Origin of the sequence: Mesorhizobium sp. M0478 (assembly GCF_040321305.1) — a bacterium.
In the GTDB taxonomy this organism is placed as follows: Bacteria; Pseudomonadota; Alphaproteobacteria; order Rhizobiales; family Rhizobiaceae; genus Mesorhizobium.
The window spans coordinates 629,381-652,009 of the sequence record NZ_JAMYRH010000002.1 but is presented as its reverse complement, the minus strand read 5'-3'; the positions used below and the strand labels follow the sequence as shown (position 1 = coordinate 652,009).

The 22,629-nt window shown below is 63.3% G+C and carries 21 protein-coding genes; 8 read left to right on the top strand and 13 right to left on the bottom strand.

Translation table 11 applies throughout. The features are described 5' to 3' along the window. The first annotated feature begins 34 nt into the window (after positions 1 to 34). Both NKI64_RS07595 and NKI64_RS07590 read left to right on the top strand, forming a co-directional pair. A complete protein-coding gene (locus NKI64_RS07595) occupies positions 35 to 2,230 on the top strand; it encodes an OmpA family protein (protein WP_023691506.1) in 2,196 nt (731 codons plus the stop codon). Between the two features lie 326 nt (positions 2,231 to 2,556). Beyond that, entirely contained in the window at positions 2,557 to 3,072 is a 516-nt protein-coding gene (locus NKI64_RS07590; protein ID WP_023672463.1) for a TIGR00645 family protein, read from the top strand. A 130-nt stretch (positions 3,073 to 3,202) separates the two neighbouring features. Here the strand turns inward: NKI64_RS07590 and NKI64_RS07585 are convergent, their stop codons facing one another. The 3 genes from NKI64_RS07585 to NKI64_RS07575 form a co-directional block, all read right to left on the bottom strand. Continuing rightward, on the bottom strand, positions 3,203 to 4,069 hold the full coding sequence (locus NKI64_RS07585) for an SDR family oxidoreductase (RefSeq protein WP_023672462.1): 867 nt from the start codon (positions 4,067 to 4,069) through the stop codon (positions 3,203 to 3,205). A gap of 119 nt (positions 4,070 to 4,188) precedes the next feature. Continuing rightward, positions 4,189 to 4,899 (bottom strand): helix-turn-helix transcriptional regulator, encoded by a 711-nt coding sequence (locus tag NKI64_RS07580; RefSeq protein ID WP_198020319.1) that lies wholly within the window; start codon positions 4,897 to 4,899, stop codon positions 4,189 to 4,191. 8 nt (positions 4,900 to 4,907) lie between these two features. Next, positions 4,908 to 5,777 carry a S1C family serine protease gene (locus NKI64_RS07575; protein ID WP_352667287.1) on the bottom strand — a complete coding sequence of 290 codons (870 nt, stop codon included), beginning with the start codon at positions 5,775 to 5,777 and terminating at the stop codon, positions 4,908 to 4,910. 169 nt (positions 5,778 to 5,946) lie between these two features. Between NKI64_RS07575 and NKI64_RS07570 the strand changes: the two genes are divergently transcribed. Next, positions 5,947 to 6,897 carry a S1C family serine protease gene (locus NKI64_RS07570; protein ID WP_023705829.1) on the top strand — a complete coding sequence of 317 codons (951 nt, stop codon included), beginning with the start codon at positions 5,947 to 5,949 and terminating at the stop codon, positions 6,895 to 6,897. Between the two features lie 4 nt (positions 6,898 to 6,901). Here NKI64_RS07570 and NKI64_RS07565 read toward each other — a convergent pair whose 3' ends face one another. Together NKI64_RS07565 and NKI64_RS07560 are read right to left on the bottom strand one after the other, a co-directional pair. Further along, positions 6,902 to 7,813: an arginase family protein gene (locus tag NKI64_RS07565; protein WP_352667284.1), complete on the bottom strand. Its 912-nt coding sequence runs from the start codon at positions 7,811 to 7,813 to the stop codon at positions 6,902 to 6,904. A 94-nt stretch (positions 7,814 to 7,907) separates the two neighbouring features. Further along, a complete protein-coding gene (locus NKI64_RS07560) occupies positions 7,908 to 8,333 on the bottom strand; it encodes a VOC family protein (protein WP_352667281.1) in 426 nt (141 codons plus the stop codon). 66 nt (positions 8,334 to 8,399) lie between these two features. Between NKI64_RS07560 and NKI64_RS07555 the strand changes: the two genes are divergently transcribed. Continuing rightward, complete coding sequence (locus NKI64_RS07555; RefSeq protein ID WP_352667278.1) at positions 8,400 to 9,026, top strand: TetR/AcrR family transcriptional regulator; 627 nt, start codon at positions 8,400 to 8,402, stop codon at positions 9,024 to 9,026. On the opposite strand, the gene NKI64_RS07550 is transcribed toward NKI64_RS07555, so the two are convergent. Next, complete coding sequence (locus NKI64_RS07550) at positions 8,959 to 9,915, bottom strand: LysR family transcriptional regulator (RefSeq protein WP_023683802.1); 957 nt, start codon at positions 9,913 to 9,915, stop codon at positions 8,959 to 8,961. The genes NKI64_RS07555 and NKI64_RS07550 overlap by 68 nt on opposite strands. A gap of 109 nt (positions 9,916 to 10,024) precedes the next feature. Between NKI64_RS07550 and NKI64_RS07545 the strand changes: the two genes are divergently transcribed. The 3 genes from NKI64_RS07545 to NKI64_RS07535 all read left to right on the top strand — a co-directional run bounded on the left by NKI64_RS07545 (position 10,025) and on the right by NKI64_RS07535 (position 14,777). Continuing rightward, a complete protein-coding gene (locus NKI64_RS07545) occupies positions 10,025 to 10,660 on the top strand; it encodes an FMN-dependent NADH-azoreductase (RefSeq protein WP_023672454.1) in 636 nt (211 codons plus the stop codon). A gap of 110 nt (positions 10,661 to 10,770) precedes the next feature. Then, entirely contained in the window at positions 10,771 to 12,204 is a 1,434-nt protein-coding gene (locus NKI64_RS07540) for a 3' terminal RNA ribose 2'-O-methyltransferase Hen1 (protein WP_245260141.1), read from the top strand. Continuing rightward, complete coding sequence (locus NKI64_RS07535) at positions 12,201 to 14,777, top strand: polynucleotide kinase-phosphatase (RefSeq protein WP_352667274.1); 2,577 nt, start codon at positions 12,201 to 12,203, stop codon at positions 14,775 to 14,777. The genes NKI64_RS07540 and NKI64_RS07535 overlap by 4 nt, the downstream gene beginning before the upstream one ends. A 1-nt stretch (position 14,778) precedes the next feature. On the opposite strand, the gene NKI64_RS07530 is transcribed toward NKI64_RS07535, so the two are convergent. After that, a complete protein-coding gene (locus NKI64_RS07530) occupies positions 14,779 to 15,072 on the bottom strand; it encodes an HlyU family transcriptional regulator (RefSeq protein WP_023672451.1) in 294 nt (97 codons plus the stop codon). Between the two features lie 101 nt (positions 15,073 to 15,173). After that, positions 15,174 to 15,851, bottom strand: a complete 678-nt coding sequence (locus NKI64_RS07525) for a PadR family transcriptional regulator (RefSeq protein WP_023734953.1) — start codon at positions 15,849 to 15,851, stop codon at positions 15,174 to 15,176. 272 nt (positions 15,852 to 16,123) lie between these two features. On the opposite strand from NKI64_RS07525, the gene NKI64_RS07520 reads away from it, so the two are divergent. After that, positions 16,124 to 16,381: a DUF2798 domain-containing protein gene (locus tag NKI64_RS07520; protein WP_023683797.1), complete on the top strand. Its 258-nt coding sequence runs from the start codon at positions 16,124 to 16,126 to the stop codon at positions 16,379 to 16,381. A 44-nt stretch (positions 16,382 to 16,425) separates the two neighbouring features. Here the strand turns inward: NKI64_RS07520 and NKI64_RS07515 are convergent, their stop codons facing one another. From NKI64_RS07515 to NKI64_RS07495, 5 genes are all read right to left on the bottom strand, one after another. Then, positions 16,426 to 16,806, bottom strand: coding sequence for a thiol-disulfide oxidoreductase DCC family protein (locus tag NKI64_RS07515; RefSeq protein WP_023733293.1), 381 nt, complete (start codon positions 16,804 to 16,806; stop codon positions 16,426 to 16,428). Between the two features lie 69 nt (positions 16,807 to 16,875). Further along, positions 16,876 to 17,169: a GYD domain-containing protein gene (locus tag NKI64_RS07510; protein ID WP_023733294.1), complete on the bottom strand. Its 294-nt coding sequence runs from the start codon at positions 17,167 to 17,169 to the stop codon at positions 16,876 to 16,878. 191 nt (positions 17,170 to 17,360) lie between these two features. Continuing rightward, on the bottom strand, positions 17,361 to 19,385 hold the full coding sequence (gene rpoD, locus NKI64_RS07505; RefSeq protein WP_023672446.1) for an RNA polymerase sigma factor RpoD: 2,025 nt from the start codon (positions 19,383 to 19,385) through the stop codon (positions 17,361 to 17,363). 412 nt (positions 19,386 to 19,797) lie between these two features. Beyond that, positions 19,798 to 21,738 (bottom strand): DNA primase, encoded by a 1,941-nt coding sequence (dnaG, locus tag NKI64_RS07500; protein ID WP_352667269.1) that lies wholly within the window; start codon positions 21,736 to 21,738, stop codon positions 19,798 to 19,800. Positions 21,739 to 21,908: 170 nt separating this feature from the next. Next, entirely contained in the window at positions 21,909 to 22,277 is a 369-nt protein-coding gene (locus NKI64_RS07495) for an RcnB family protein (protein ID WP_352667266.1), read from the bottom strand. Positions 22,278 to 22,629: the final 352 nt, after the last annotated feature.

Here is a 22,629-nt window from a genome sequence, read left to right as displayed (position 1 = left end):
GGGCAGGGATGGGACCCCACAAGGAGAATTTAAGATGAAACGCCAACCACGGGTACTGGCAGGTACGGCACTTGGCCTGCTTATGGCATCCGCGCCGTTGGGCGCATCCCCGTTGCAGGGCAACGCCGTTTTCGGCCCCTTGCAGCACACGGCCGCGCCACTGATCCTGGTCCAGGACGACCCTGCTGCAGATGGTCAGCAGACCGACCAGGAACTGCCGCGCAAAAAGAAACGCCAGCAGGCCGAACAGGCAGCGCCGGCCGCCGAGCAGCCTGCACCGGCTGCAGAGCAACCCGCCCCTGCCGCCGAGGAACAACAGCCGCGCAGGAAGAAGCGGGATCAGCAGCAGACCGAGCAGGCCCCGGCCGAACAGGCCGCACCTGCCGCCGAGGAACAGCAGCCGCGCAAAAAGAAGCGCAATCAACAGCAGCAGATCGAGGCGGCGCCTGCGGATGAGGGCGGCGCCCAGGCAGCGCCGGCGACCGATGAGCAGCCGCTCAAGCCACGCAAGAAGAAGCGTGACCAGCAGCAGATCGAGGCAGCACCGGCTGAACAACCGGCCGAACAGGTAGCTCCGGCAAATGAAGAACAGCCGCTAAAGCCACGCAAGAAGAAGCGCGACCAACAGCAGATCGAAGCGGCGCCCGCTGAACAGCCGGCCCAGCAGCCTGCCGAGCAGGCAGCGCCCACCGAACAGGTGGCGCCGGCAAACGACAACAAGTCGGGCAAGAAAAAGCGCAAGCAGGATCAGCAGATTGAGGCCGCGCCTGCCGACAAAGCGCCAGACGTCAAAGTTGCGCCTGCCGGAGAGCCCGCGCCGCAGGCCGAGCCGATTCAGCCCCCGGCCGATCAGCAAGCGGCTCCCGCCGAAGGTGAACAGCCGAAGGATCAGGCGAAAAAGCACGGCAAAAAAACTGTCGGCGAACAGCCGGTGACGGGCGAACAGCAGCCTGCGACCGGTGAACCACAGCCTGCGGAGCAACCGGCCAATGCCGAGCAGCCCGCGCAACGTGAGACGCCGGCGCAAGGCGAAGCCACGGCCAACCCCGACGAAGCACCCATCCTGGACAGCCAGAAGGATGCCAGGCGCAAGCACCGCAAGGACCAGGGCGGCAACAGCCAGAATGGCGACGGCCAAAATGGGAACGGCCAGAATGCTGGCGGCCAGACGGGCGAGCAGCCCGCGCAGGGCGGCACCGAGGCGCAAGCCCCGAAGCCGGCTCCGGTCGACCAGGGACCGCCGCCCACCGACGACAAGTCAGCTCAGCAGGCAATTCAGCCAGAAAAGATCGCCCCGGTGACGGAGGAAAAAGGCAAACGCGTCGAGCGTGCACCCGATGAGAACGTCCGCGACCGCCGGCGTCCGAAAGGCGTCGACGTCGTCAAGGAACTCGGCGACCGCGTCATCCTGCAGTTCAACAACCAGACGATCGTGGAAAGCAATGACGCTCCGCGCATGCACCGCGGCGCCAGGAATGTTTACTATGAGGAACTGTCGGGCGATCGCTCTCGGGAAATCGTCGAGCGCGACAATGGCATCCAGATCGTCACCATCCGCAACCGCAATGGCGACGTCATCAGGCGATCGCGCATCACGCCGGATGGGCACGAATATGTGCTGAGCTATGTCGACGAGCGCAGCTATGACGACGACAATGACTGGCGCGATCCCGGTGACGACCTGCCGCCGATGCGGCTCACCATCCCGCGCCGCGAGTACATCCTCGATTCGGAAGATGTCGAAAGCCCGGACGATTATTACGAGTTCCTCGAACAACCGCCGGTGGAGAAGGTCCAGCGCCTCTATTCCATCGACGAAGTGAAGCGTTCGGCGCGCGTGCGCGACATTGCCCGTCGCGTCGACCTCGATACATTGAACTTCGAGTTCGGCTCGGCCTCGATATCCGACACCGAAGTGCAGAAACTGGAAGGCGTCGCCACGGCCATGGAGAAACTGTTGAAGAAGAACCCGGCCGAAACCTTCCTGATCGAAGGCCACACCGATGCGGTTGGCACGCCGGAAGCAAACCTTGCTCTGTCCGACCGGCGCGCTGAGTCTGTCGCCGAAGCGCTGACCAATGCCTTCGGGATCCCGCCGGAAAACCTGACCACTCAGGGCTATGGCGAGGAATACCTGAAGGTCAACACCACGGCGCCCAACCGCGAGAACCGCCGTGTCGGCATCCGTCGCATCACCTCGCTGGTGGCACCGGTGGCGAGTAACAATTGATCTGCTTTCCAATGGCTTGAGCAGCTTTCTGGAATCAGATCGACAACAAGGACCCATCCCGGCAGATCGGGATGGGTCGAGCTGCGGACAGCAATCCCGGTTCAGCAAGAATTGTACTGGTATTAGAACCGGCTCATTGAATAGAGCGGCCGCCCTCCCCAGATTCAAGCCTGGGCGTTCCCTGCCCCGTCCCGACTCCAGCGGGATGCATTGAACCCCGCCGGCCCTCCCGGCGGGGTTTTTTTGCGTCGCAATTTGCCTTGCAAACTGCGGCAAGCTGATCGAAATACCCCAGTCGACCTCAGAAAGCTGACCGGAACCGCTGCATGAAACGTCTCGAACTCGCCATCGAATCGATCATCCTCGCCTCACGCTGGCTGCTGGTGGTTTTCTACATCGGGCTGGCCCTGGCGCTCGCCGTCTATGCGCTGTCCTTCGGCAAAAAACTCTACGAGTTCGTCATGGTCGCCTTCACACTCGACGACACCGACACCATCCTGAAGATGCTCGGCCTCATCGACGCCGCACTTGTCGCCTCGCTGGTGGTGATGGTGATCATCTCCGGCTACGAGAATTTCGTCAGCCGCTTCGACGACCAGGATGGCGGTGTGCACTGGCTGGGTACGATCGATGTCGGTTCGCTGAAGGTCAAGGTCGCCTCGACCATCGTCGCTATTTCCTCGATCCACCTGTTGCAGGTGTTCCTGAATTCGTCTTCCTATACGATCGACCAGCTGATGTGGCTGACCATCATCCACCTCGCTTTCGTCGTCTCGGCGCTGATGCTGGCCTATATCGACCGGCTGATGGGACTGAGCAAAGGCAAGAAGGGCGAGGAGTGATGAGCCCCTTTCTCCCCGTTCATGGGGAGGTGAGGCTGGTCCGCACAGCGGGCGAAAAGCCAATTGCTTGGTTTTTCGAAAAACGCCGGCAGGTGGATGAGGAAGCAGCGCCGTCGGCCCGTGATTTCCGTCAGTAGATGCTTTTGACGTTCGTCGGCGAATTGGCAAATACCGCGTCCGGCACGAAAAAGTCGCCGGCCAGCGGCCCGGTCGCGCCCGGCGCATAGACCGCGAAATCGGTCACGCCCTCGGCCCGCAGCACCTCTTCATCGATGTAGAAATTGCCTGATGTCTCGCGCGATGAGCGCATGAAGATGGCGTGTGCGGCATCGGCCATGATGTCGGGTAAGCGGCTCATCGCCGCCACCGTCGCGCCGCCGAGCAGATTGCGCACCGCAGCCGTGTCGATGGTCGAGATCGGCCACAGCGAATTGACCGCGATGCCGTCCTTGGCAAACTCGGCGCTCATCCCCAGCGTGCACATCGACATGCCGAACTTGGCCATGGTGTAGGCGACATGGTTCTTGAACCATTTGGCCTTCATGTCGAGCGGCGGCGCCAGATTCAAGATGTGAGGATTGCTTGCCAACTTCAGGTGCGGAATGCACATTTTCGACACCAGGAAGGTGCCGCGCGTGTTGATCTGGTGCATCAGATCGTAGCGCTTCATGTCCGTCTCCAGCGTGCCGGTGAGCTGGATGGCGCTGGCATTGTTGACGCAGATATCGATGCCGCCGAACTTTTCGACGGTCTTGGCAACCGCCTCAGCCACCTGCGCCTCCTCGCGGATGTCGCACAAAACAGGCAGCGCCTTGCCGCCGGCCTGCTCGATCTCCTCAGCTGCCGAGTAGATCGTGCCCGGCAGCTTCGGATGCGGCTCGGCGGTCTTGGCCGCGATCGTCACATTGGCGCCGTCGCGCGCAGCTCGCAGCGCGATCGAAAGACCGATGCCGCGCGACCCGCCGGAGATGAACAGCGTCTTTCCCTTGAGCGACATGTCTTGGCACCTCCCTTGCTACATCACTGACGCGAACCATTGCGCGGCGGCAATGCACTGCGCAAGGCCTCGGCAGCCTGCAACGGGTTACGCAACGTAGGCTCAAACGGAAAAGGGGGTTAGACCAGCACCAGGCCCTGCCGCATCGCGATCGCGATGGCATCCGTGCGGTTCGCAGCACCCAGCTTGATCAGGATCGCGGCGACATGGAATTTCGCCGTGTGCACGGAAATGTTCAGCCGCCGGGCGATCACCTTGTTGGGTGCGCCTTCGGCGAGCAGCGCCAGCACTTCCGTCTCGCGCGGTGATAGCGCTGGTCGAAGGGCGGCGCCGTCGTCAAAAGATTCCTCGCCAAACAGCCCGCTATCGGTTTCAGTTCCGCTCGCTATGTGATCGAAACCGCCATGACGATCCGGCGTCGAACGCCCATCCCTTGACACCCGGTAGCCGGCCGCCGCCAGTCTGACGGCAGCCGCGATCAGATTCGCATCCGACGCCAAAGGCAGCACGGCAAGCACCCGGTTTTCCGGCCGGCCAGCGCTCGCGGATAGCAGCACCCGTGGGATTGCGCTGTTGCCACCATCGGCCCGATCGAGCCAGGCCGCACTGTTCGCAACAGCGTCATCGACGACAGCGACGTCGACAATCCCGCTGCCGGCCACGACCGGAAGCAGATCGTCCGCCATCGCAAGCGAAGCCGACAGGCGCTCGGCACGCGCGGCATCGTGCAGCGCGATCAGCACCACGAGCTGGCGTCCGCCGCCCGCCACCTCCGGCCCACCCGCCTCCGATCCACTCGCCTCCGGCCTTGTCAGCGTCTCGCTTTCCATCGGCCCTCTCAGCTCAGCGGCTTTTCACCGACGGTCAGCGCGACATCGCGCTGCTCGCCGCCGCGCACCACGCCGAGCGTCACCGCGGCACCCGCGCTATCCGGCCCGAGCTTTCGGATCAGTTCGCGCGGGCCGTGCACGGCCTCGCCATTCCACGCCACGATGATGTCGCCCAGCGCAAGGCCGGCGGCCTTGGCCGGACCATTGTCGTCGAGGCTCATGACCATGGCGCCGCGCGCCGCGCCGTCACGGATCGGGTGCAGGCCGGCGCCGAGATAGCCGCGCGCGACATGGCCCTTTTCACGCAGCGTCGCCACGGCCCGCTCGACCGTCTCATAAGGCATGACCAGCGCACGACCACGCGGCCCGAACAGCAGCATGCCGATCAGCGCGCCCTTGGCGTCAAGCACCGGCCCGCCCTCGAAACGGCCGCCGGCATTGACGGCGAGATTGATGCGCCGATCAATGGTGCCGCCGCGCATCGAGCGCCAGGCGGGGCCGACCTCGCCGACCGAACCCGAGACGGCCAGCGCCGAACCCTGACTGCCGATGGCGATGGCAAGATTGCCGGGCCGTACCGCGTCAGCCTTGGCGAGCGCAGGCGCCGCGACCGCGCCGGCCGGCTTCAGAAGCGCTACGCCGGTCGACGGATCGCGACCGACCAGTTCGGCCTTCACCGCTTCGCCCGAAGCCAATGTCAATTCGATCTCCTCACCGGCCTCGACAGCTTCCTCGGCGGTGACGAAATAGCCGTCACGCCAGTGGAAGGCGCTGGCGGTGCGATGGTGATGGGTGGTGAAACTTGCCGTTGCCGGCGCAGCCTTGGCGGCGAGATCGGCGATGGCCTCGGAAAATGCATAAAGGTTGAAGTCACTCATGATGATCTCCTGGGTTTTCTCATGCCCCAGATATCGCTCGGCAGTGCGCCCGGAGGTACTCGTCTGACGGCTAGTTACTGGTTTGACTGGCCATCTGGTCAGGTCGCGGCAGTTCGAGCCGCTCCGCACATATAGTCATCATCGCGCCTGAAAACACGGAGCCCCGCCAATGGCCCTCGCCGCCCACAAATTCGAGACCGACGACACACTGCTCGACGCCTATTCGACGACAGTCGCCGACGCCGTCGACCGCATCGGCCCAGCCGTCTGCCGCATCGAGCGCGTCGGTGGCCAAGGTGGCCATGGCTCCGGCTTCGTCATCACCCCGGACGGGCTGGTGGTTACCAATTTCCATGTCGTTGGCGATGCCAAAACGGTGCGCGTGTCTATGCCCGACGGCGCCTCCAGCGAAGGCCGCGTACTAGGCCGCGACCCCGACACCGACATCGCGCTGGTGCGCGCCGATGGCAGCTTCACCGAAGTCGCGCCGCTCGGCGATTCCAAGCGGCTGCGGCGCGGCCAGATCGCCATTGCCATCGGCAATCCGCTCGGCTTCGAATGGACCGTAACGTCAGGCGTGGTCTCCGCACTTGGCCGTTCGATGCGCGCCTCGACCGGGCGGCTGATCGACGATGTCGTCCAGACCGATGCCGCGCTCAATCCCGGCAATTCCGGCGGACCGCTGGTGTCGTCGGCAGGCGAAGTCATCGGCGTCAACACCGCCATGATCCACGGCGCGCAAGGCATCGCCTTCGCGGTCGCTTCCAACACCGCCAACTTCGTCATTTCGGAGATCATCCGCTTCGGCCGCGTGCGGCGCGCCTTCATCGGCATCTCGGCCGACACCACCAGTTTGCCGCGCCGCGCAGCGCTCCTGTCGCAGGTGACCACTAGTACTGCGGTGCGGCTGCGCAGCGTCGAGAAAGACGGACCCGCGGCGAAGGCCGGCCTCAGGGAAGGCGACATCATCGCGGCGATAGACGGTCGCCCGGTCACCGGCGTCGACGACCTCGTGCGCATGCTCGACGCCGAACGCATCGGCCGCGAGACGCTATGCACAGTGGTGCGCCGCACCGGCGTCAGCCAGGTGACGGTGACGCCGGTAGCAAGGGCGAGCTGAGCCTTTATCGAGGCTTGAGCACCCGCCCGAGCAGCGACACCAGCAGTCGCGCAAGGTCACCGGTCGGGTCGAGGTCGGGATCGTAGATCGTCATGTCCAAGCCGGTGCAGCGCAGGTCCGCTGCCAGCGCCGACAGAATGGCAACGAGTTCATCGGGGTCGATGCCGGGGCTGCCGGGCGAATCCACCGCCGGCATCACCGTCTGGTCGAGCACATCGACATCGAGATGCAGCCAGTAGGGACAGCCGGCGCGCGCCAGCGTCGCTCTTGTCTTTTGCAACACTCCAGTCGCGCCGAGTTCCTGCGCGGCAAAGACGTCGATGCGCGTCACGGCGGTCGCATTGATGTCGGGCCAGGCAAAATCGGCATCGCGGCTCTCGCGTTCGCCGATCTGAACCACCGCCTCGTCGGCGACGAGCGGACCGACAACACCTGGCCATTGCGCCAGCAAAGCCTCGCCGCGTCCGGTGGCAAGTGCCAGATCCATGCCGGCAACCGAGCCGAGTGAGGCATTGACATCGTAGTTGCCGGGATGGCGGAAATCGCTGTGGCCATCGACATGGACCAGGGCGACTGCGCCCGAGCGCCGCGCGGCGACCAGTGCGCCAAGCAGGATCGAGCAGTCGCCGCCGATGATCAGCGGGAACTCGCCTTGCCCAAGCGCACGGGTGACGATCTCGGCAAGATCGAGGTTGAAGCGGCGGATCGCCGGACCATTACGCAGCCTAGTGCCCGGTTGCGGTTCGGTACTGTAGGCGGGTCTGTCGAGATCGACCACCCGCCCCGGCGCCAGCGACTCGATCAAACCAGCTTCGCTCAGCGCCTGCGGCGCACGCCAGGTGCCGGGCACATGGCCCGGCTCCAAGGGCCGAAGGCCGAGATTGGATGGCGCACGAACAAGGCAGATGTCACGCATGCGGCAGGCCCAGCTTCAACATCACCAACATAGACCGCATGGTGCGGGTCCGGCCACAGCGGCCGGAGCCGCTGCCGACATTTGCTGCCATCGTTCAGCCTTCCGCCGCGCCCGCCGCGAATTGCGCCTGAAATTCCGGGCCGAGCGGGATCGGCTTGATGATGTCGATCAGCACGCCATTGGGATCCCTGGTGATGAAGTGGCGCTGGCCGAAGGGTTCGTCGCGCAGCGGGCACAGGATCGGCAGGCCGGCCGCAACGATCCGTTCATAGACAGCGTCAGGATCCCTCACCTCGAAATTGATCAGCAGCCCCGATGTGCGGCCGCGCCCCTCCTCGGGGATCGTCTCGTGGTCGCCCTGGACGATACCGAGATTGACCCGGCGATCCTCGGCAGACTGCAGATGCACATACCAGTCGCTCGCAAACAGCGGCTTGAAGCGGAAGTGATTGATAAAGAAGGCTTTTGTGCCGGCTACGTCGCCCGTCATCAGCACCGGATAATAGCTCGTCGTCTTCATCTTTCTTTCTCCCGTCAGCCAACATACAGTTTGCATGTAATTCGAAATAACATACAGGCTGCATGTATGCAACGAGAAACCCCGCGCCGCTCCAACCGCGACCGCACCGAAGCGACGCGCGCCGACCTGATCGCCGCGGCGCGCAAACTGTTCATCGAAAAGTCCTATGCCGAGACCGGCACGCCGGAGATCGTTGCGGCCGCCGGCGTCACCCGCGGCGCGCTCTATCACCACTTTGCCGACAAGCAGGCGCTGTTTGCCGCTGTGGTCGAGCAGGAGGCGGCGGCGGTGGCGCAAGAGATCGAGCGCGCCTCGCCGCGTTCTTTGTTTGCCCGCGATGCGCTGATTGCCGGCTCGGACGCCTATCTCGCCGCCATGCGCGCGCCCGGCCGCACGCGGCTTTTGCTGCTCGACGGACCGGCCGTACTTGGCCGCGCCGCCATGGATGCGATCGACAATCGCCACGGCAACCGGTCGCTGCGCGAAGGCCTGGTTGCGGCAATGCGCGAACAGTCGATGACCAGACTGCCGGCCGATGCGCTGACCGCTTTGCTCGCCGCTGCCTTCGACCGCGCAGCACTTGCCGTCGAGGCCGGCGCCTCGGCCGAAGACTATCGCGCCGTGCTCATGGCTCTGATCGATGGGCTGTCTCCGGCTCATCCTCAGGCAGGTCGTCCGGGTCGAACTCGTTGAAGCAGCCGAGCTGGCGTTTGAACTGGTCGATCAGCCAGGCCGCCGCCGGTTTCGGGCTGCGGTCGGCGCGGTGCATGGCATAGAGCGATGAGCGCACCTCGCTAAAAGGTTCAAGGTCGAGTTCGACCAGCCTGCCGCTGGCCAAATCGTCCGCGATCAGCCAGCGCGGCAACCCTCCCCAGCCCAGCCCCTCGCGCATCAACGTATGCTTGATACGCACATCTGTCAGCCGCCATGTACGATAGGCAAAGACGCCGAAGTCGCGTCCCTTGGTGCGTTCCGACTGGTCGCTGACAACCAGCTGGGTGTGCTCTCGCGCATCCTCGAGCGCCACCGGTTTCGGCAGCAGTGCCAGAGGGTGGGTGGGGGCGGCAGCCAGCACGATCGACATGAAGCCGATGCGCACGAGATGCACGTCGACCTCGCCCAGCAAGCCACCGATGCCAAGATCCGACTGTCCGCTGACGACATGGTCGGGGATCAGACCGAGCGTGCCGATATGGAGTCGCATCATCACGGTCGGGAACTGCGCCTCGAACGCCTTCAGCACGCGCACCAGCACTGGCGAGGGCAGCGCCGCGTCAACCGACAGCGCAACTTCAGCCTCCAGCCCCTGATGGTGACCGTCGGCACGCGAACGGATGCGCTGCAGCACGCCGACCATGCGCCGGGCGTCCTCCAGCATCGCCCGGCCGATTTCGGTCAGCTGCGGCTCGCGCGTGCCCTCGCGCTCGAACAGTTTCAGGCCAAGCTGCGCTTCAAGATTGGCGATGCCGTAGCTGATGACGGACTGCGCGCGGTTAAGCTTGCGGCCGGCGGCTGAGAAGCTGCCGGTGTCGGCGACCGCAACCAGGATCTGCAATTGGTCGAGCGTCGGATTGGGCTGCACGGCATACCTATTTTATGGATGGATCATATAGATAATATACCAGTTTTTTGAATGGGTCGGTAGACCCATATCAGGCGGGAGAAATCAATTCCCACTGGAGAGAACCACTATGTCTATCCTGCTTGTAACCTCGAGCCCGCGCGGCGCTGCCTCGCACTCGACCCGTATCGCTACCGAATTCGCTGAAAAGCTCGTCGCCGCCGACCCGTCGAATACGCTCGTCGTACGCGACCTCGTGGCCAACCCGCTGCCGCATATCGACACCGATTATGCGACCGGCATCTACACCCCCGTTGAAGCCCGCACGCCGCGCCAGGCCGAAGTCGTCGGCGTCTCCGACATCGTGCTTGACGAACTGTTCGCAGCCGACACCGTGATCCTGGCCACCGGCTTCATCAACTTCAACATCTCCTCGACCCTGAAGTCCTGGGTCGATCACATCTCCCGCTCCGGCAAGAGCTTCTCTTATGGCGAGGGTGGTCCCAAGGGCCTCGTCACCGGCAAGAAGGTCTATATCGTACTCGCCTCGGGCGGCATCTATTCCGAAGGTGCGGCCGTGCAGTTCGATCACGCCATCCCCTATCTGCGCGGCGTGCTCGGCTTTCTCGGCATGACCGACGTCGACGTCATCCGGATCGAAGGCGTCGGCATGGGTCCCGACGCCGTGACCGCCGCGCTCGCCAATGCGACCGCCAAGGTCGATGCCGTGGTGGCCAAGACCGCGAGCGCGCAAATCGCCGCGTAAGCACACCCCGTCATTCGCATTGAAAAGGCAGGCGCTTCGGTGCCTGCCTTTTTCCTTGTCAGGCGGCGCGATAGGTTGCGTGTCGAAAACGGATCTATCGCGTTACTAGATTGCCGCGCAACGCCATTGGTTATTCGGCCTGTCTGCGTTATCGGTCGCTGATGTTCCTTTCCGTCGCGACAACCCATCATCCAGCCACAGATCTCGGCTTCTTGCTGCACAAGCATCCCGAACGTCTGCACGAGACTGACCTATCCTTCGGCAAGGCCTGGCTGTTCTATCCGGAGGCGACCGATGAGCGTTGTGAGGCTGTGCTTCTGCTCGATGTCGATCCGATAGGGCTCGTTCGGGGCAAAGGCCAGGCAGAGGGCTTGCTGGATCAATATGTAAACGACCGACCTTATACGGCATCGTCTTTTCTGTCTGTGGCTTTGAACAAGGTACTGCGGACAGCGATGACCGGCATCTCGAAGGAGCGCCAGCAACTGGCCGATAGCGACCTCCCGCTCGAAGCTGTGGTGACCCCGCTGCCGATGCGTGGCGGCGAGGCCCTGGTTCGAGATCTATTCGAACCGCTGGGATGGACCGTCAACCTGGCGCCGGTCGAAACTGTCGGATCTGGCGCGGGTGGACCACGATACGGTCATCTGAGGCTGACTGGCACCGGCCGCCTAAGCAGCCTGCTCAACCACCTTTATGTCCTGATCCCGGTGATGGACGACACCAAGCACTACTGGGTTGGCGAGGCCGAGATTGACAAGCTGCTGTCCAAGGGCGAGGGCTGGCTGGAAAACCACCCAGCCAAAGACCTGATCGTGCGCCGTTATCTGCGCAACCGAGGTGCGTTGGCCCGCATCGCCCTGGAGCGGCTGGCTCCGGAGACGGCCAATGAGGTCCTACCCCCCGAAGCCCGGGCTGCACCTGAGCAAGCGCTGGAGGCGCCCATCCGGCTGAACGACCTGCGCATGGACGCCGTGGTGCAAGCCATTCGGACGACCGGAGGGACCAGTGTTGCAGATTTGGGGTGTGGCGAAGGCAAGCTGCTCTATCGGCTCGTGCGCGAAAAATGGGTCCACAAGCTGTTCGGGCTCGACCCCGCTATTCGTGAACTGGAATGGGCCGCCAAGCGTCTCAAACTGAACGAGTTCGGGGGACCGCCTGAAGACCGGGTCACGCTGCTGCACGGATCGCTGACATATCGCGACAGCCGATGGGCGGAAGCCGACGTCGCGGTGCTGGTCGAGGTCATCGAACATCTCGACGAAGACCGGCTGCCAATGATCGAGCGTATTATCTTCGGCGAGACAGCGCCAAAATTCGTGATCGTGACTACGCCGAACGCTGACTACAACCCCTTGTTCCCCAGTCTGGCCGCCGGCGCTTTTCGCCATCCGGATCACCGTTTCGAATGGGGCCGGGTTCGGTTTGAAGCCTGGGCGGCCAGGATCGGCGAGATCTATGGCTATAGCGCCGCCTTAAGTGGCATCGGAGCCGTGGACCCCGTGCTCGGCGCGCCGACGCAGATGGCGGTGTTCACCCGATGAGAGAGCCAGACAAGACCGACCTCACCATCCCTGACTTCGCCCTCGTCGTGCTGATCGGCTCGACGGGATCGGGCAAGTCGACCTTCGCCGCCAGGCACTTCCTGCCGACCGAAATCATCTCGTCGGATCGCTGCCGCGCGTTCGTCAGCGACAACGAGACTGATCAGGATGTCTCGGCCGACGCTTTTGATTTGGTGCGCGAAATCGCCGGCAAACGGCTCAAGCATCGAAAGCTGGCCGTCATCGACGCGACCAATGTGCGACCCGCTGATCGCAAGGCGTGGGTCGAGCTGGCGCGCAAATGGCACGCTTTGCCGGTCGCCGTGTTCATCGATCCGGGTGTTGATGTTTGCATCGCCCGCAACGCCCTACGAGCCGATCGTCCCTTCGGCCCCGGCGTTGCCCAGCGCATGACGACCGAAATTCGCAAGGGCCTCGGCGGCCTGCAACGCGAAGGTTTCCGTCAGGTCTGGAAGCTCACCGGCGAGGCCAGTATCGACGCGGCCAAGGTCTCGCGTCAGCCTTTATGGACCGACAAGCGCGACGATTGCGGTCCTTTCGACGTCATAGGTGATGTCCATGGTTGCGCCGACGAACTTCAGACCTTGTTCCGTCAGCTCGGTTACAGCATCGCCTGGTCCGATGGCCATGGCGATCGGACCGTCACTGTGACGCCGCCAGAAGGCCGCAAGATCGTCTTTGTCGGCGACCTCGTCGATCGTGGTCCCAACGTGCCCGACGTCTTGCGCATCGCCATGAGCATGGTCGCGGCGGGAACCGCCTACTGTGTCCAGGGCAATCACGAACGCAAACTCAGCCGCTGGCTGGAAGGCCGCAAGGTCACGATCGCCCACGGCCTGCAGCAAACCATCGACCAGTTGGACGCTCAGGATCGCGGCCTGCGAGAGGCTTTGCCGGCCTTCCTCGACAGCCTGCGCAGCCACGTCTGGCTGGACGGCGGACGCCTCGCCGTGGCACATGCCGGACTCAAGGAAGAGATGATCGGGCGCGGTTCCGGCGCGGTGCGCGAGTTCGCCCTCTATGGCGAAACCACTGGCGAAATCGACGAATTTGGCCTGCCCGTCCGTGCCGACTGGGCAGCCGCCTATCGGGGCAAAACCAGCGTAGTATACGGGCACACGCCGGTGCTGTCGGCGGAGTGGGTCAACAACACGCTTTGCATAGACACCGGCTGCGTGTTCGGCGGCAAGCTGACTGCCTTGCGCTGGCCGGAACGCGAACTGGTCGACGTGCCGGCAATCGAGACCTGGTCCGAACCCGTGCGTCCCCTCGGTGGACCGGGCCTTGGCAAATCGGCACAGGCCGATGCCGACGGCGTGCTCGACTATCAGGATGTCTCTGGGCGACGCTGGATCGAGACCGAACTGAAAGGCAGGGTTGTCGTGGCCGAGGAGAACGCGTCGGCGGCACTTGAGGTGATGAGCCGCTTCGCGCTGTCGCCGCAGTGGCTGGTATATCTGCCGCCGACAATGTCGCCATCCAAGACCAGCAGCCAAGCCGGCTGGCTGGAACGCCCCGAGGAAGCCTTCAGTCATTTCCGCGAGCGTGGCGTCACCCAAATCCTGTGCGAAGAGAAGCACATGGGTTCGCGGGCAGTCATCGCTCTGTGCCGAAACGCGCAGACGGCGCGCGACCGGTTCGGGGTATCTGGCGACAAGACAGGCGCGATCTGGACCCGGACCGGACGCTCCTTTTTCAGCGACAGCGGCATGACGGAGCGCCTGCTCAATCGCCTGCGCGCCAGCGTCGACGCTGCGGATCTATGGCAGGAATTGAACAGCGACTGGTTGCTGCTGGACACCGAGATCATGCCATGGTCGGCCAAGGCAAGCAGCCTGATTGAAAGCCAGTACGCCCCAGTGGCAACGTCTGCGGCCGCTGGGCTCCAGGCCAGCCGCGAAGCGCTGGCCCGTGCGATGGCACGCGGCGTGGATACGGCTGCGCTCAAGGCTCGTATTGAGGACCGCGCCGCGCGTGCCGCCAGATACGCCACTGCCTGGGCGCCTTACGTGTGGCCGGTCTCGGGCGTCGACGACCTGAAAGTCGCGCCGTTCCACCTGCTGGCAAGTGAGGGATGCGTCTGGTTCGACCAGAACCACGTTTGGCACATGACGCTTGCGGACCGTCTGGCTGCCGGGGGCGGCGTGGTAACGCGAACGCAATGGCGGATGGTTGACCTGGCCGATGCCGGTTCTTGTGCGGAGGCCGTCGCCTGGTGGGAGACGCTGACCGACTCAGGCGGCGAAGGGATGGTAGTGAAGCCGCACGACTTCGTCAGCCGAAACAAGAAGGGGCTCATGCAACCGGCGCTGAAAGTGCGCGGCCAGGAGTATCTGCGCATCATCTATGGCCCCGAATACGATGCACGGGACAATCTCGTGCGCCTGCGCGAACGAGGCTTGGGTGGCAAGCGCAGCCTGGCGCTCAGAGAGTTCGCGCTCGGTCACGAGGCACTGAAGCGGTTTGTCGCCAAGGAACCGCTGCGACGTGTTCACGAGTGTGTTTTCGGCGTGCTGGCGCTGGAGAGCGAGCCAATCGATCCGAGGCTGTAGGCTACCCGAACATCCTCTCGCCTTGCTCGTCGACCAGTTGCATGCCCTTCTTGATCGAGATGTCGACGGCGTCGTCCAGTCCGGCAAAGCGATCGGCGCGGATGAATTTGTGTTCCTTCATCACGCCGTCGACTTCCTTCGAAACCACGCCGCAGGTCTGGTATTGGCCCCCCTCCGCCTTGTAGGGCGTGGCGCTGATCAAAAATCCCTTGTGCTCAACCTGCTTTGCCGGTGCTGCACTCTTGGGCTCGCCCCCCTCACCGCCACCACCGAAAAGACGCTTCAGAAAAGACATGGGGCTTCCTCCAACGGCAATCATCCTGCACCACGTCTCGCGGTGCAGGATGATTTTCAGTACCGTTCCTCAGTCGAACGGGCAAGCGTTCTCGCCAGGGGTCAACCGCGCGATAGCGCTTCCAGGGCTTCAGCGGCGGCTTCCAGGACTGCAATCGCCTCGGCCTGCTTTTCAGCCGACGCGTCGACGAGATCGCCGAGCGCGGCACGCAGCCGGTGACGCACGGCGCGGAACTCCTCGCGGGCTTCCGAGCGACCCCGTCCACCACGCCGTCCGCCTTCCTCGCCGTCGTCGTTCCAGCCGAACCAGTCCCGCGCTTTCGCCATCTTGCGGCCGAAGCGCTCGAGATGCTCCAGCACGCCGTCGATCATCTCGCGGTTCTCGGCAAGATGCGCCTGGCCCGCCTCGGTGATCGAAAACACCTTCTTGTTGCCGTCGGCGGCTGAAGCCGCATAGCCGGCCTCTTCCAGGAAGGTCAGCGTCGGATAGACGACGCCCGGGCTCGGGCTGTAGATGCCGCTGGTGCGCTCTTCCAGCGCCTTGATGATGTCGTAGCCGTGGCGAGGCGCCTCGGCCAGCAGCGACAGCGTGATCAGCTTGAGATCGCCGTCGGCCAGCATGCGCCCGGCGCGAAACATGTCGCCCGGGCCGCCGCGTCCACCGCCACGTCCGCCGTGGCCGAACGGACCAAAGCCGCCGCCCCCTCTTCCACCAAATTTGCCTGCCATGTGCAGGAATGCGCGCTCGGCGCGCTCGCCAAAGGGATGATGTCTATGCATGAATTGCTCCTTGAGTTATATCTTACGATACATCTTAATTAGGCTTGCCCCGCCGACGAGTCAAGATATATCTTACGATGTATCTAAAGGCGGCGCCAGAAGGTTGATTTCGCCGCCGCCGGCAGCTAGAAAGCGCGTGAGGGCCAAAACCTCTCCGTAAGCGTCTGACGTCAAGCAACGCATCCACCCCGGTCTTTCCGGGCAGTTCCGCCGGAAACCCGGCGCAATGGATGCCAAATGCGACGGACCGGATGTTTCAGGAAAATCCAAAAATGACCACGAACCGTAAGCGCGGCAAGCTGCCGGCGCGCTATGCCGCGATCGTCAGCCCGCTGGTGCTGTCGCTGCTGATGACCTTCATCGTCTCGTTCATATCGACGCTGAAAAGCCTTGGACTGCAACCTGATTTGCCGGCTGTCTGGCTCACTGCCTGGGGCCTGTCCTGGCTGGTAGCGTTCCCAACGTTGCTCATGGTGCTGCCGGCGGTGCGCCGCATTGTCGGCTGGCTTTGCGAGCCGGCGTCCCGGTAACGCCCATGACGGTGAGGCCCGCAGATTCTTCGGGCCTTGCCTCGCTACCAGCGGCCCTTGCGCCGGTTCCAGGCATAGAGAAGATCGGCGAAACGATCATAGGCCAAGCGCGTCAGCGGCAGCGCGACCGGATTGCCGAAGAGCGTCGCCAGCCAGCCGTCGCCCGGCGTCGCCCGCCAGACGGCAACCGCGACATCGGCGCCGACCAGCAGCCTGCCTTCGGCATCGGTGGCATGCAGCCGGCGGCGTATGTCCTCCAGCGAGGCGCTGTAGCCAGAGAGCGCCGCCGGTTCGAGGTTGATGTCGCGGAATTCGATCCGCCCGGCCTTGATCGCCTCGATCAGCCGCCGTTTCTGCCGGGTGATGCCGCCATCGCAAACCGGGCAGCGTGTGTTGTACCAGACGGTCAGCGCAGGCTTGGACATGGCGCGACTATCACCCTGACGGCACGGCCCCGCAATATGACGCCGAGCCGCACGGACCCGCGCCCAGCGCTATCCAAGCGAGGCGACGATCTCGCGATAGGCAAATTCCGGGAAAGCCTTGAGCGTTCGCGTCTTGACGCTGCCACCCGTTGCCAGCATCAGGGCGAAACGAGCAAGCACAGCATCGTCGGGCGCCTCGATAATCGCCACCATGTCATATTCGCCCATAGTCAGGTAAAACGCCTTGAACGAGCCGCCCATGTCGGCCAGTTGCTTCTTGGCGGCATCGAGCCGCTTCGGCGACTCTCGGATATTTCTGGCGCCCTGTTCCGTCCAGTTCATCAGCAGGATGTAGGTTGTCATCACACACCTCCCTCCGGGGCCACGGAGCACGGCTGAGGACATCAGCCGGGGCGGACATCCGGTTTTTCGCCCAGAACATGCATCCGACCAGGCAAGTATCCTCCCGACGGAGATGGGCGACAAGAGCCTTCACCCGGGCAACAAAAAGGGCGCCATCGGCGCCCTTTTCGAATGCTGGTCTGTTGCCGGTATCAGCTGTCGAGGAAGCTCCTCAGCTTGCGGCTCCGGCTCGGGTGCTTGAGCTTGCGCAGCGCCTTGGCTTCGATCTGGCGGATACGCTCGCGCGTCACCGAGAACTGCTGGCCGACTTCTTCCAGCGTGTGGTCGGTGTTCATGCCGATGCCGAAGCGCATGCGCAGCACCCGCTCCTCGCGCGGCGTCAGCGAGGCGAGCACCCGCGTGGTGGTCTCGCGCAGATTGGCTTGGATCGCCGCATCGATCGGCAGGATCGCCATCTTGTCCTCGATGAAATCGCCCAGATGCGAATCCTCTTCGTCACCCACAGGCGTTTCGAGCGAGATCGGCTCCTTGGCGATCTTCAAGACCTTGCGCACTTTTTCGAGCGGCATTGCGAGCTTTTCTGCCAGTTCCTCCGGCGTCGGCTCGCGGCCGATTTCATGCAGCATCTGGCGCGACGTGCGCACAATCTTGTTGATCGTTTCGATCATGTGCACCGGGATGCGGATGGTGCGCGCCTGGTCGGCAATCGAACGCGTGATCGCCTGCCGGATCCACCATGTCGCATAGGTAGAGAACTTGTAGCCGCGGCGGTATTCGAATTTGTCGACCGCCTTCATCAAGCCGATATTGCCTTCCTGGATCAGGTCGAGGAACTGCAGGCCGCGATTCGTGTATTTCTTGGCGATGGAAATGACGAGGCGCAGGTTGGCCTCGACCATTTCCTTCTTGGCGATAGCGGCTTCGCGCTCGCCCTTCTGCACCTGGTTGACGATCTTGCGGAATTCCAGGATCGAGATCGCCGTCTCGGTGGCGAGGTTCTGGATTTCCGAACGCAGATCCTTGATCGCGTCCTTCTCGTTCTTGGTGAATTCCTTCCAGCCGCGCGAGGTCAGATTGCCGATCGAGCGCGTCCAGTTCGGGTCGAGCTCGGAGCCCTGATATTCCTTGAGGAACTCCTCGCGGCGCACGCCATAGCTTTCGGCCAGGCGCAGCAGCTTGCCTTCGTTCTGCACCAGCCGCTTGTTGATGTCGTAGAGCTGCTCGACCAGCGCCTCGATGCGCGCCGTGTTGAGCGACAGCGACTTCACCGCCTTGATCAGCTGGTCCTTCAGCTCCTTCAGGCGGCGGTCCTGGCTTGGCGACAGCGTGCCGGTCGCGGCCAGACGGTTCTCGACCTGCTGGTCCTGCAGCTTGCGCAGCTTCTTGTAGGTGTCGGCGATGACGTCGAGCGTCTCCATCACCTGCGGGCGCAGTTCCGCTTCCATCGCCGCCAGCGACAGGCTCGCCTCGTCCTCGTCTTCCTCGTCGTCATCGACCAGGCCGCGCGTGTCGGCGCCGACATTGGTGATGTCGTCTTCCTCGTCGCGTCCACGCCTCGGCTTGTCCTCGGCCTTGGGCGCCTCCTCGATGCGCTCGACCACCGGCGCCTGCTTGGCTTCGGGGCCGGCATAGGTGGCTTCGAGGTCGATGATCTCGCGCAGCAGGATCTTGGATTCGTTGAGCTCGTCACGCCAGATGATGATGGCCTGGAAGGTCAGCGGGCTTTCGCAGAGGCCCGCAATCATCGTCTCGCGGCCGGCCTCGATGCGCTTGGCGATCGCGATTTCGCCCTCGCGCGACAGGAGCTCGACCGAGCCCATCTCGCGCAGATACATGCGCACCGGGTCATCGGTGCGGTCGGTCGGCTCTTTCTTGGTGGTCGTGGCGGCGACGGCGGTGCCGGTCTGCTCGGCCAGCTCGTTGGCGTCTTCCTCGGCGTCGGCATTGCTGTCGGCGGCCTCGGGCTCCTCGCTCTGATCGTCGTCCTCGACCACGTTGATGCCCATGTCGGACAGCATCGCATTGATGTCTTCGATGCGATCCGGATCGGTCTCTTCCGACGGCAAAACCGCGTTCAGTTCGTCGAGAGTCACATAGCCGCGCTTCTTGGCGGCCTTGATCATCTTCTTGACAGCATCATCGGAAAGGTCGAGCAGAGGCCCATCGGTGGCGCCTTCACGTTCGGTCTCGACCTCTTCCTTTTCCTTTGTCGCCATAGTCTTTATCTTCTCCTAGCGGCCGAGCATCGAAGCCGCGTAGCTGCCGCACCGGTCAAACTACATGCGCTGGTGGCGCTTAACCGGGCCGGTAACCGAATCAACTCTTTTGTTTGTTCATATCGTGCCCCCAAAACCGGTTTTCACTTTTGGGCGATATGCATTAAGTCCAGATTAACCCTGATATCTGTGGCAGGCTGACAGCCTGTCCAGTGATCAGCACCTCGCGTCAGTGCATTTCCATCGACGCCGGCACGGGTTAAGGTTTCGAATCGTCCTGATTCCGTCATTCTGCCAGAAGGTCAAGCGCCTCTCGCATGATTCGCATCAAAAAAGCGAATCAATTACCCGACTTAGAGGCGTCGATTCGACGCGCAGCACGTACATCATCCATTCTTGCGCAGGTTTCGACCTACACGCGCCCACCCCTGCCCGAGGACACACCGAAGCCTTCGATCAGCGCTTCCGTTGCTTGTACATCACGGAATTGCGCCTGGATCTCGATGAGGTGCCGGTAGTTTTCGTCAGTGGGATCGCTGGCGAGCGCTGCTTCCGCCTGTTTCAGCTCCTTATGTAAGGTGCGCGCGCTGCGCTGCAAGTGCAGCGCCTGGTTGAAGGCGTCGCGGGCATCGTCAAGCGCTGCGGTTTCCAGCGCGGGCCATTGCCTGGCCCGTTGGATCAGCGCCACGGCGCGCCCCCAGATATCGCTGCAGCCGGCACGTTCGATGGTGGCGATCACCGCGCTACGGTCATTGGCCATGTCGTGCGCCATCGCATCGAGGATGGCGGCGTGCAGCCGCTGCAGATCGGTGTTGGCGAGATCGAGGAACTCGACATGGGCGAAGTTCTCGTCGATCAGCGCCGGATGGTTGACGAGGGCTACGATGATCGTCGCCTCGCGCACCGACATCATCTCGCCACCGCGTTTGACCATGGCGGAGCGGCCGAGGCTTTCGGTGATCGCGGCGCGCGCGCCTGCCCCGCTGCCTTTGGCGAACTGTCCGCCGGGTGCGGGCGTTTTGCCCTGCCCCGGTTTCCAGTCCTGGCGACCTTGCCGCACTTCGCGCTGGGCGCTGAAGAAGGTCAGCTCCCGCTCGCGCATCCACTGCTGGTAGTGGTAGCGCTGGCTCTCATCGCGGATGCGGCTGGTCAGTTCGCGCAGCGTCTTTGTCAGCCCCGCCCGCCGCTCCGGCGTGTCGAAGACGCCACCGGATGTCTCACGCATCCACAACAAATCAGCGAGAGGCCGCGCTTCCGCCAGCACGGCACGAAACGCGTCCGGCCCTTCTGCCTTGACCAGATCGTCGGGATCCTTGCCCTCCGGCAACAGCGCAAAGCGCACCGACCGCCCGGCCTGCACCGACGGCAGCGCGAGATCCGCGGCGCGCCACGCCGCCTTCAGCCCGGCCTGGTCGCCGTCGAAGCACAGCATCGGCTCAGGCGCCATGCGCCACAGAAGTTCGAGTTGGTTTTCGGTGAGCGCGGTGCCGAGCGGCGCCACGGCATTCTCGAAGCCGGCCTGCGCCAGCGCAATCACGTCCATATAGCCTTCGACGGCAATCACCGTGCCGCCTTTCGCCAGCGCTTTGCGGGCGCGGGCGAAATTGTAGAGCACGTTGCCCTTGTGGAAGAGCTCGGTGTCGGGCGAATTCATGTATTTGGCCAGCGCATCGGGCGCCAGTGCGCGGCCGCCAAAGGCGATGATCTTGCCGCGAGAATCCGGGATCGGGAACATGATGCGATCGCGGAACCAGTCATAGGAGACCGGGATGTCGTCGCCATGACGCACCAGCCCGCAGGCCTCGATGTCGGCCTTGGGCACACCCTTCGCGGCAAGATGTTCCTTCAGCGCATTGCGGCTGTCGGGCGCAAAGCCCAGCCGGAACGATTGCTGCGTCGCCGGCGTCAGCCCGCGATCCCTGAGATAGGCGCGGGCTTTTGCACCCTCCGGTCCTTGCAGCCGCTCCTGGAAGAAGGCAGTCGCCATCTCCATGACATCGGTCAGACTGGCGCGTTCCTTCTCACGCTGTTCCTCCCGCTCGTCGCGCACCGGCATCGGCACGCCGGCCATGTCAGCGATCTTCTCGACCGCTTCGGGAAAGCTTAGTCCGTCGAGTTCGGTCAGGAACTTGAAATGATCGCCCGACACCGAACAGCCGAAACAGTGATAGCGGCCCTTCTTGTCCTCGCAGTGGAAGGAGGGGCTCTTTTCGCCATGGAACGGACAACAGGCCCAATAGTCGCCGCGCGAGGCATTGGTCTTCCTCCTGTCCCATGCGACGCGCTGGCCGATGACCTGGGAGATCGGCACCAGGTCGCGTATCTCATCGAGAAAGGTGGGCGGAAAGCGCATTGGGGAACTCGTTTGTCCCTCATATAATCATGCGCGCGGAATCCGACGACCCTTATTGCGGACCATACCCGGTTTCCACAGCCAAAAAGCCCGGTTTCTACAGCCAAAAGAAAGGCGGCCGTTTAGGGCCGCCTCCTTTCAAGTCTCGGCATTGCGCCGGCGAGGCCGGGCTAATGCGCGGCAATGGCGCCGAAGATGATGCCGGACAGGACACTGACCAGCACATAGTCGTTGCCGACGCGGATCCATTCCTGGCCGCGGCCGGGGCGATGCAGGCCATAGCGGCCATAATCGCGGATCGGCTGGTGCCGCTTCCAGCTGGAATATTTCCGGCCATTGCGCCAATGGCTGCGCTTGACGACCACCGTCTTCTTCACGACGCGCTTCCTGACATCGACATGCTTGCCGGGCCTCTGCCAGTCGACCCGCGTGTAATTCGACTGCGGTGCGACCGGTGCGTTCACCGGTGCGGCCTGGCCGGTAAGCGAAGTGGCGGCCAGCATCGAGAAAGCGAGGGCGGAAAGAACAACACGTTTCATAGCGGGGCTCCTTGGTTGTCGATGCCTAGGGAATAGCGCCCGAAGGATGAACCGAAACTGAACACTAGCATTACATTTACGTAATGAAATCCTGTGCTTATCCTGGTTATTTGAACATCATCGCAAAGGCGATTGCCAGGAGCACGGCAAACCGGGACGATCCGCTGCCATCATCAGGGATGCGCCATGCAACCATTTTCGCATCCGTCCATTTTCCGACACGCCCTGTCGCGCCGCGACGGCTCTTGAAATCGACAAGATTTTATTACCCGGCTAAAATATTCCGGGATATTGTTCAAGACTGTCATGACCATGATTCGCAGCCCCGTTTTCCTCCCTGCACTGCGCGCCC

Bases quoted from the DNA above. Each gene is read 5' to 3' on its own strand.
- NKI64_RS07595 (WP_023691506.1), top strand. From the start codon at position 35: ATGAAACGCCAACCACGGGTACTGGCAGGTACGGCACTTGGCCTGCTT.
- NKI64_RS07590 (WP_023672463.1), top strand. From the start codon at position 2,557: ATGAAACGTCTCGAACTCGCCATCGAATCGATCATCCTCGCCTCACGC.
- NKI64_RS07585 (WP_023672462.1), bottom strand. From the start codon at position 4,069: ATGTCGCTCAAGGGAAAGACGCTGTTCATCTCCGGCGGGTCGCGCGGC.
- NKI64_RS07580 (WP_198020319.1), bottom strand. From the start codon at position 4,899: ATGGAAAGCGAGACGCTGACAAGGCCGGAGGCGAGTGGATCGGAGGCG.
- NKI64_RS07575 (WP_352667287.1), bottom strand. From the start codon at position 5,777: ATGAGTGACTTCAACCTTTATGCATTTTCCGAGGCCATCGCCGATCTC.
- NKI64_RS07570 (WP_023705829.1), top strand. From the start codon at position 5,947: ATGGCCCTCGCCGCCCACAAATTCGAGACCGACGACACACTGCTCGAC.
- NKI64_RS07565 (WP_352667284.1), bottom strand. From the start codon at position 7,813: ATGCGTGACATCTGCCTTGTTCGTGCGCCATCCAATCTCGGCCTTCGG.
- NKI64_RS07560 (WP_352667281.1), bottom strand. From the start codon at position 8,333: ATGAAGACGACGAGCTATTATCCGGTGCTGATGACGGGCGACGTAGCC.
- NKI64_RS07555 (WP_352667278.1), top strand. From the start codon at position 8,400: ATGCAACGAGAAACCCCGCGCCGCTCCAACCGCGACCGCACCGAAGCG.
- NKI64_RS07545 (WP_023672454.1), top strand. From the start codon at position 10,025: ATGTCTATCCTGCTTGTAACCTCGAGCCCGCGCGGCGCTGCCTCGCAC.
- NKI64_RS07535 (WP_352667274.1), top strand. From the start codon at position 12,201: ATGAGAGAGCCAGACAAGACCGACCTCACCATCCCTGACTTCGCCCTC.
- NKI64_RS07530 (WP_023672451.1), bottom strand. From the start codon at position 15,072: ATGTCTTTTCTGAAGCGTCTTTTCGGTGGTGGCGGTGAGGGGGGCGAG.
- NKI64_RS07525 (WP_023734953.1), bottom strand. From the start codon at position 15,851: ATGCATAGACATCATCCCTTTGGCGAGCGCGCCGAGCGCGCATTCCTG.
- NKI64_RS07520 (WP_023683797.1), top strand. From the start codon at position 16,124: ATGACCACGAACCGTAAGCGCGGCAAGCTGCCGGCGCGCTATGCCGCG.
- NKI64_RS07515 (WP_023733293.1), bottom strand. From the start codon at position 16,806: ATGTCCAAGCCTGCGCTGACCGTCTGGTACAACACACGCTGCCCGGTT.
- NKI64_RS07510 (WP_023733294.1), bottom strand. From the start codon at position 17,169: ATGACAACCTACATCCTGCTGATGAACTGGACGGAACAGGGCGCCAGA.
- rpoD (WP_023672446.1), bottom strand. From the start codon at position 19,385: ATGGCGACAAAGGAAAAGGAAGAGGTCGAGACCGAACGTGAAGGCGCC.
- dnaG (WP_352667269.1), bottom strand. From the start codon at position 21,738: ATGCGCTTTCCGCCCACCTTTCTCGATGAGATACGCGACCTGGTGCCG.
- NKI64_RS07495 (WP_352667266.1), bottom strand. From the start codon at position 22,277: ATGAAACGTGTTGTTCTTTCCGCCCTCGCTTTCTCGATGCTGGCCGCC.